This is a genomic window from Aurantiacibacter arachoides (assembly GCF_009827335.1).
In the GTDB taxonomy this organism is placed as follows: domain Bacteria; phylum Pseudomonadota; class Alphaproteobacteria; order Sphingomonadales; family Sphingomonadaceae; genus Alteraurantiacibacter; species Alteraurantiacibacter arachoides.
The window spans coordinates 2,191,637-2,200,000 of the sequence record NZ_WTYH01000001.1 but is presented as its reverse complement, the minus strand read 5'-3'; the positions used below and the strand labels follow the sequence as shown (position 1 = coordinate 2,200,000).

Below are 8,364 nucleotides of genomic sequence, written 5' to 3'. Positions count from 1 at the left end.
CTAGCCGCTTGGTGTTGCAGGCTTCCTGCCCGTTGTGGATCAGTGGCAGACCGTCATGCGTGAAGCTGAGAGCCGTCATAGCCTCTAGCGCAGGGCCGTAGTTCTCCTCCATCGTGCCTTCCCAGGCATTGGAGTCGTGGTTCTCGATGTAGGTGAGTCGCATGGCCTCGCGCGGCCACAGGCTCTCGTCCTCGGCGTAATAGCCGAAAAAGCCGGTGGCATCCGCCTGCCCCTGGGCAATGCGCTTGGAGGCGACATGCCAATCCCAGCCGTAACTCGCGTCGAAGGCGGCGCGGTGGTAGCTCGACTGTTGCACCTCGCCGAGCATAAAGACCGGGCGGATGGCATCGAGGCGTGCGCGCATGGTCTCCCAGAAATCGACCGGCACGTATCCCGCCACGTCGGCGCGGAAGCCGTCGACGCCGAATTCGCGCACCCAGTGCTCCATCGCCCCGCCGACGTGTTCGCGCACGCCGGGCTGCGACCAGTCGAGATCAATGATGTCGGACCAGTCCCACCACGGTGTGGGGCGGAATTGACCGTCCCAGGTTGTCTCGTACCAGTCGGGGTGCTCGCTCGCGAGGGCGTTGTCCCAGGCGGTGTGGTTGGCAACGAGATCGAGGATGACGCGGAAGCCCTGCGCATGGGCGGCATCGACGAAGCTGCGAAACTCCGCCTCGGTGCCGAATTCCGGGTTCACGGCGTAGTAGTCGCGCACGGAGTAGGGGCTGCCGAGGGTGCCCTTGCGGTTGAGCTCGCCGATCGGGTGGATGGGCATCAACCAGAGGATGTCGACACCTAGCTCGCGCAGGCGCGGAAGCTCTCGCTCGGCGGCGCGGAACGTGCCCTCGGGCGTGAACTGGCGAGTGTTGATCTGGTAGAGCACGGCATCGCGCGTCCATTCGGGCGCCTCGATCTGCACATAGGGCCGCGGCTGCCACGGGTCGGTGGCGGCAGGCGCGGTGGCCGGAACAGTAGCGCAGGCGGAAAGCGTGAAGAGCGGCGCGGCGGCAACGAGGAGGTGTTTCTTCATGCGAGGGTTCCTTGTGTGCGGGGGAGAGTTGGACAGCGACGTCTTCCAGCGCGAGGCCGCCGGTCTCGACCATCGAGACCACCTGCAGCGCCATCATGCCGGCGTAAAACAGGAAGATTGCCACCGGCGACACGGCGGCGAGGACGGCGGGCATCCCCAGCGTAACCGCGGCGGCGAAGACCCAGTGCGTGCCTGCGCCCAGCGACTTCCCCTTGGCGCGCGCGACGCTGAGAAAGATCTCGCAGATGTACCGATGCCGGCGCTGATCGTGGTGTAGGCGATCGTGCACCTGCCGCGCCCCGCACCCGCCATCCTTTCGCCCATGGCCGCGCCGTTGACGTGGATATCGATGGCAACGGGCACGCCAAATAATTTTAGCGCCTCGTGCCAGTTCACCCCGCTCCACTCGGGCTTAAGGGTGGTGGTGAAAATGCCGTGGGCGGGGGAGGCGGAATCGAGGTCGAATGGGCCGAACCTGGCGACCCCAAGGGCGGCAATGGGACCGTGCCGGGCGGCGACGGCGAACCGGTTGGCCAGCTTGGCAAAGCTTTTCGCATCCGCTTGGGTATCCATGTGCATACGATCGAGCAACGTGCCGTCAGGTCTGGCAGGCGGGGCGGCGAACTTGGTGCCGCCCGCCTCGATGACCCCGACGAGGCTCATGCTGCGACTTGCGCGCCCTGCCTCATCGCGTCTCGTCCGGCACGGTGACGCGCAGCATGGCAAGTCCGGCCAGCGCCCAGGCCGCAGCGGCGAACAGCATGGTCCACACCGGATCGTCGGGGAAGAAGGCGTTCATCACGCTGCCCATGACCGTTGCCACTAGCAACTGCGGCACGACGATGAAGATGTTGAACAGGCCCATGTAGATGCCGAGTTTCGCTTGCGGCAGGCTGCTGGCGAGGATGGCGTAAGGCATGGCGAGGATGCTGGCCCAGGCGATACCCTTCAGCACCTCGCACACGATCAGCAGGTCCGGGTCGCGCAGCACGAAGTATCCGAGGAACCCCGCCGCGCCCAGCATCAGGCAGACCATGTGCGTGCGCGCCTTGCCCAGCCGCCGCGACATGGCCGGCAGCAGCAGCAGTGCGGCGACGGCAGCGACGCCGTTCTGCACGGTATAGATGAGGTTCCACCAGTTCGCGCCCTCGTTGTAGGCGGCACTGGTCGGGTCGGCGCTGCCGTAGAAATACTGTGAGACGATGGGGCCGGAATAGATCCACATGATAAATAGTGCGGACCAGCTGAAGAACTGCACCAGCGCCAGGCGCTTCATGGTGTCGGGCATCCCCGAAAAGTCTCCAACGATGCTGGAAAGCATGTTGGCCTCGCGTCCCTGCCTGGCCATGGCGATGCCGATGGCCGAGAGCACGCCGTAGGTCGCCAGCAGGCCAGCGAGGAGGTAGATTTCCTTTTCCAGCCCGAGCGGCGCGACGATCACAGCTACCACCGCACCGGCGGCGAGCCACAGCAGCGAGGATGCATAGCTCTTCGCTGCGAGCGCGCGCAGCGGCTGGAGCGCCTCGACCTCGCGCTCGGCCTCGAACGCAGCCATCTGTTCGGGCGAATATTCCCTTGTGCTTACCACCGTCCAGCCGATGGCCGCAAACAGTGCAACCGCGCCCGCCCAGAAGCTCCAGCGTACCGTGGCGGGTATCTCCCCCGCCGCCGCGACATTGCTGACACCGAACTGTTCGAGCAGCCAGGGGAAGATCGCCGCGACCACCGCGCCCGCGCCGATGAAGGCGGTCTGCACCGCGTAGCCGGTGGCGTGCTGGGAGCTATCGAGCATGTCGCCGACGAAGGCGCGGAACGGTTCCATCGCGATGTTGAGGCTGGCATCGAGCACCCATAGCAATGCGGCGGCGAAGACCAGCGGCGCGGCAAATGCAGGGGCGAGCGGCATCAGCAGCAGGGCGATTGCGGCCAGTAGCGCGCCGGCCATGAAATAGGGGCGGCGGCGGCCGAAGCGGTTCCATGTCCGGTCCGACAGGTGGCCGATGATCGGCTGCACGATCAACCCGGTCAGCGGCGCGGCGACCCACAGCGCGGGCAGGTCGTCCATGCTCGCGCCCAGCGTCTGGAAAATGCGGCTCATGTTCGAATTCTGGAGAACGAAGCCGATCTGAATGCCGAAAAAGCCGAGGCTGATGTTGGCGAGCCCCCCGGCGCCCATGCGCGGCTTGCGCATTGCCGTGCCTAGCGCTGCTGCCGCTTCGGGCGCGCCGTGAACCGATGCCATTGGCCATTCCTCTCTCGTCCCCGCTGGCACGATCTTCGCCGCGCTGCGCCTGCCGCGATGGCTGGCACAGCGGGCCACGGCCTACAAGCTGCATACGAATTCAAGAGGCTGACCTAGCCGGTGGTCAGGCAGGCTCCGGTGCTGCCGCGCACGATCAGGCGGGTGGGCAGGCGCGCATCGGGTCCGGAGCGCTCCTCTATGCGTGCGAGCAGCGTTTCCACCAGCCGTTCGCCCGCGCCGCGGATGTCCTGCATCATCGTGGTGAGCGGGGGCGAGGTAAGGCTGGCGGCGGGAATGTCATCGAAACCGGCGACCGCCACGTCGCCCGGGACGGCAAGGCCTGCCTCAGCCAAAGCGCGCATGGCCCCGATGGCGATGAGGTCGCTGGCGGCAAAGATCGCGTCGGGCCGCTCGCCCCCGCGTGCCAGCAGCGCCAGCATGGCGGCGCGGCCCGCTTCCTCGGTGGTGATCGCGTCGGCCTGCAGCGCCCCGTCGGGCGCAATCCCGGCCTCCTCCAGCGCCCGGCACATCCCGCGATAGCGCTGGGCGAACTCGGGATAATGCTCGTCCGCGTGGCCGAGGAAGGCGAGGCGACGGCGCCCTTGCGCGATAAGGTGCTCGCCCACCAGCCGCCCGGCGCCGAAGTTGTCGGATCCCACGGTGGAGCCCGTCGCGTCGCTGGTGACCGAACCCCAGCGGGCAAAGTGCGTGCCCTGTCGCTGCAATTGCTCCAGCCGCTCCTCGTACAGCGTGTAGTCGCCGTAGCCCAAGAGGATCAGCCCGTCGGCACGGTGGCTGTCCTGGTACTGGACGTGCCAGTCGTCCTCCATGCGCTGGAACGAGATCAGGAGGTCGAGCCCGCGGCTGGCGCAGGCGCGGGTGATCGATCCCAGCATGGCGAGGAAAAAGGGGTTGATCATGCTCTCGTCGGGAGTCGGGTCCTCGAAGAACAGCAGGGCGATGGTGTTCGAGCGCTGCGAGCGCAGCGAGGAGGCGTTCTTGTCGACGGTATAGTTGAGGTCGCGGGCGATCTGGCGGATGCGTTCGCGCGTCGCCTCGCTGACGGCCTTGTCGCCGCGCAATGCACGGCTGACCGTGGGCTGGGAGACCCCCGCCAAATAGGCGATGTCGAAACTGGTCGGCCGACCGGTCGGCGCGCGTCCCATGTGCTCTCCTCCCGCGCGGGCCGGGCTCCTCTCCGCCCGCGCGATTGGGCAAAGGCATATCGCGGGCAGGCGCGATTGCCAACACGGGCCGACGGTTGCATGGCGGTTGTGACATTTGCGCCAACGGGACCCACGCCGATAACCTCGCCGCTTGCTCTCTCTGCTGCCCACCGTGCCTCGCTGAGCAGCTTCGGCGTGGAGCGGCAGCCGCTGCTGACGATCGAGGATGCGGTGGCCGATCTCGCGCTGGTGCGCGAGATCGCCGCGCGCCATGCCTACCGGCCCATCGGCCCCTTCTATCCCGGCGTGCGCGCGCCGGTGTCTGAAGGCGTCGCCATGCCGCTTGTTGCCCCGCTGCTGCCCGCCATGCAGCGGGGCTTCGGGCTGGCCGGCCCGCCGCGCTATTTCGAATGCTATCTCAGCCTCGTCACCGTGGCCCCTGCCGATCTTGCCCCGATCCAGCGCCTGCCGCATTTCGACGGGGTGGAGCCGGAACGCATCGCCGTGCTCCTCTACCTGTCGGACGATGCGGCAGGCGGCACGGCCTTCTATCGCCAGCGCGCGACGGGTTTCGAGAGCGTCGATGCCGGCCGCTTCGATGCCTACCGCGAAGCGCTCGATGAGCAAAGCGCGCGCCACGGAGTACCGGAAGCCTGCTATATCGGCGAGAGGTCCCCGCTGTTCGCCAGGACCTGCAAGGTCGACGGCGCGGCGAACCGGATGATCGCCTATCGCGGTAACACGCTGCACTGCGCTGCGCCGCCTAATGGCTTCGCCCCCGTGGCCGACCCGCGCAGAGGGCGGCTCACGCTCAACCTGTTCCTCAAGGCCTGAGCCGCTGGCCCGCCCACGGGGCCAGAACCGGCGGGCTGCGACAATTGCGCCACAGTACCCGGCCCGGCGCGTCATACGCATTCGTATGCTGTCTTCCTAATGCGCCGGACCGCCCTGTAGGCAGGCAGGCAAGCGTGGCGGGACAACGACCCCAAGACCCGCGATTTTTGGAGCAGGACCGCCGGAAAGTGACGCTCGTCGTCCGACCGGCTTTTTTTCACCGGGGGGACCGAATGACCATCCGTAATCTCTTGCGCTCTGGCGCCAGCACCACCGCCTTTACCGTCGCCGCCTTTGCCCTGCCAAGCGTCGCGCTGGCGCAGGTCGACCCCGCCGACCAGTCGGACGAGGCCACCGTCGGCGACCAGGATGACGTCGCGCAGGGCGAGGCCATCATCGTCTCCGGTTACCGCCAGGCGCTGGAAAGCGCGATCAACACCAAGCGCGAGAGCTCGGTCATCGTCGAGGCCTTCAGCGCCGAGGACATCGGCAAGCTGCCCGACATCTCCATCGCCGAAACGCTCGGCCGCCTGCCCGGCCTCGCCGTGCAGCGCATCGATGGCCGCGCGCAGAGCCTGTCGATCCGCGGCCTCGGCCCGGACTACGGCACCTCGCTGCTGAACGGCCGCCAACTCGTCTCCTCGGGCGACAACCGCGCCGTCGAATACGACCAGTATCCCTCCGAGCTCATCAACTCGGGCGTGGTCTACAAGACGCCGTTCGCCGGCCTCATCGGTCAGGGCCTCGCGGGAACCGTGGACCTTCGCACGATTCGTCCGCTCGACCAGGCCGACCGCATCGTGTCGCTCAGCGGCCGCCTCGAGTTCAACGAGGACGGCTCGCTCAACCCCGACATCGAGGGCTGGGGCTACCGCGCCACCGGCACTTTCGTCGACCAGTTCGCCAATGACACCCTCGGCGTAGCGCTGGGCGTCGCCTACCAGTCCTCGCCCAGCCAGGTGCGCCGCTTCAACGCCTGGGGTTATCCCGACGATGCCGGTTTCGCCGTGCTCGGCGGCATGAAGCCCTATGCGCGCTCGGTCGACCTCGATCGTCTGGGCGTGTTCGGCACACTTGAGTGGGAGCCGAGCCCCGAGTGGAATTCCACCCTCGACGTGTTCTACGCCGACTATCGCGAGCGCATCCCGCAGCGCGGTATCGAGTTCCCGCTCAACCCGGGCTGGGGATCGGGCGCCACGATCACCGGCAACAGCGGCGGCGACTTTCCCGACTCTGTCACATTCACCGGCGTGCAGCCCGTGGTCCGCAACGACTTCGACCGCAAGGATACAGAAACCTTCGCCATCGGCTGGAACACCAGCTACGATACCGACGATGTCCTGCTCAGCCTCGACATCGCCTATTCGAGCGCCGATCGCCGGCTGCAGCAGATCGAGAGCAATTCGGGTCTCAGCTACGCCGCCAACCCGGCCGCGCCTTCGGACACGGTGACCTACACGCGCAATCCGGGCGGCTTCCCGTTCCAGTTCACCAACCAGATCGACTATTCCGATACCAACCTCATCCAGCTGACCGATCCGCGCGGCTGGGGTGCGGGCGGCATCGTGCAGGCCGGCTTCATCAACGATACCGCGACCGAGGACGAACTGTGGACTGTCCGGGCCGAGGCCGCGCTGGCCCGCCAGGCCTTCGACGGGCTGGAAGCGGTGGTGCTGGGTCTCGCCTACGACGATCGCACCAAGAGCCGCGACATCACGCAGAACTTCCTGAGCCTGTCGGGCGGCCCGTCCGTCTATGCCGGCCAGGGCGCGGTGACCCGCCTGCCGATCCCGACCGATGCGCTGCTCGACCCCACCTCTTCGCTCGGCTTCCTCGGGTTCGGCCCGCAGGTTGCCTACGATCCGTTCGTGTTGTTGAACAACGGCACCTATGTGCTGACCGACGTGCAGAGCTCCGACCTGCCCTTCCCGGGCGACTGGACTGTGAACGAAAAGGTCTACACCGGCTACGCCCGGTTCGACCTCGACACCGAGATGCTGGGCATGCCGATGACCGGCAACGCGGGCCTGCAGTTCGTCTACACCGACCAGAGCTCGACCGGCTTCAACTCCTCGGGCGGTATCGGCGCGCAGCTGACCCCGACTGAGGGCGGGGACGAGTATTTCCACGTCCTGCCGAGCGCCACCTTCAGCTTCGAGGTGGGCGACAACACCCTGCTGCGCCTCGGCGCGGCGCGCACGCTGGCCCGTCCGCGCATGGACCAGCTGAACGCCTCCTACAACGCCAGCATCGCCAACACCGTGCTACCGGGCCAGTTCACCATCTTCGGCGGGGGCGGCGGCAATCCCGAGTTGCGGCCCTACGTGGCGGACAGCGTGGACGTGTCGTTCGAGCATTACTTCGCCGGCCGCCAGGGCTACTTCGCGCTCGCCAGTTACTACAAGTGGCTGAGCGATTTCGTGAACCCCAACGCAGTGGTGGTGCGTGACTTCAGCTACCTCGTGCCGATCCTCAACGCCCAGCAGCAGGCCGCTTTCGCCGCGACCGGCAACAACACGCTGGGCTTCGTGGGCGGTCCGGACAACCAGGCGGACGGCCACATCTTCGGCGTGGAAGCCAGCCTGTCGCTGCCCTTCGGTTCGCTGTTCGACGCGCTCGAAGGCTTCGGATTCCAGACCAGCGTGAGCTATACCGATAGCCAGCTGGAGATCACGCCGGATCAGGGCGACCCGTTCGATACCGACGTTCCGGGCCTGTCGAAGTGGGTGGTGAACTCCACGCTGTTCTTCGAGACCGGCGGCTTCGAGGCGCGCGTCAGCCATCGTTACCGCACCGAGTTCCTGGCGGAATTCATCGGTATCTCGGCCAGCCGCTCGTTCCGCGAGACGGAGCCGGAATCGATCTTCGACGCACAGATCGGCTACCGCTTCGACAGCGGCATGCTCGACGGGCTGTCGCTGACGCTGCAGGCGCTCAATCTCACCGACGAACCCTTCGTATCGTTCCAGAACGGCGATCGTGAACAGATCATCGACTACGAACAGTACGGTCGCACTTACCTGATCGGGGCCTCCTACCGCTTCTGATCGGTCATGGGCCGGCGGGGAGTGCTCCTCCCTTTGCTCCCC

The 8,364-nt window shown here is 66.8% G+C and carries 6 protein-coding genes (1 of these 6 running past the window's edge); 2 read left to right on the top strand and 4 right to left on the bottom strand.

Features of this window, described 5'->3' with window-relative positions; genetic code table 11:
• From GRI62_RS10770 to GRI62_RS10755, 4 genes are all read right to left on the bottom strand, one after another.
• Window positions 1-1,033, bottom strand: partial view of an alpha-amylase family glycosyl hydrolase gene (locus GRI62_RS10770; RefSeq protein WP_131453350.1) — the 5' portion only. Its footprint begins 371 nt before the window's first position; only the first 1,033 of its 1,404 coding nucleotides appear in the window; it begins with the start codon at window positions 1,031-1,033; its stop codon lies beyond the left edge, outside the window.
• 93 nt (window positions 1,034-1,126) lie between these two features.
• A complete protein-coding gene (locus GRI62_RS10765) occupies window positions 1,127-1,696 on the bottom strand; it encodes an ROK family protein (protein WP_131453349.1) in 570 nt (189 codons plus the stop codon).
• A gap of 22 nt (window positions 1,697-1,718) precedes the next feature.
• The gene (locus GRI62_RS10760) at window positions 1,719-3,224 is read right to left on the bottom strand and encodes an MFS transporter (RefSeq protein ID WP_131453879.1); all 1,506 of its coding nucleotides are present in this window, start codon (window positions 3,222-3,224) and stop codon (window positions 1,719-1,721) included.
• A 164-nt stretch (window positions 3,225-3,388) separates the two neighbouring features.
• The gene (locus GRI62_RS10755; RefSeq protein ID WP_131453348.1) at window positions 3,389-4,441 is read right to left on the bottom strand and encodes a LacI family DNA-binding transcriptional regulator; all 1,053 of its coding nucleotides are present in this window, start codon (window positions 4,439-4,441) and stop codon (window positions 3,389-3,391) included.
• Between the two features lie 108 nt (window positions 4,442-4,549).
• Between GRI62_RS10755 and GRI62_RS10750 the strand changes: the two genes are divergently transcribed.
• Entirely contained in the window at window positions 4,550-5,275 is a 726-nt protein-coding gene (locus GRI62_RS10750) for a DUF6445 family protein (protein WP_234032911.1), read from the top strand.
• 233 nt (window positions 5,276-5,508) lie between these two features.
• Window positions 5,509-8,322 carry a TonB-dependent receptor gene (locus GRI62_RS10745; RefSeq protein ID WP_131453347.1) on the top strand — a complete coding sequence of 938 codons (2,814 nt, stop codon included), beginning with the start codon at window positions 5,509-5,511 and terminating at the stop codon, window positions 8,320-8,322.
• The last annotated feature ends 42 nt before the right edge of the window (window positions 8,323-8,364 follow it).

Bases quoted from the DNA above. Each gene is read 5' to 3' on its own strand.
- GRI62_RS10765 (WP_131453349.1), bottom strand. From the start codon at position 1,696: ATGAGCCTCGTCGGGGTCATCGAGGCGGGCGGCACCAAGTTCGCCGCC.
- GRI62_RS10760 (WP_131453879.1), bottom strand. From the start codon at position 3,224: ATGCGCAAGCCGCGCATGGGCGCCGGGGGGCTCGCCAACATCAGCCTC.
- GRI62_RS10755 (WP_131453348.1), bottom strand. From the start codon at position 4,441: ATGGGACGCGCGCCGACCGGTCGGCCGACCAGTTTCGACATCGCCTAT.
- GRI62_RS10745 (WP_131453347.1), top strand. From the start codon at position 5,509: ATGACCATCCGTAATCTCTTGCGCTCTGGCGCCAGCACCACCGCCTTT.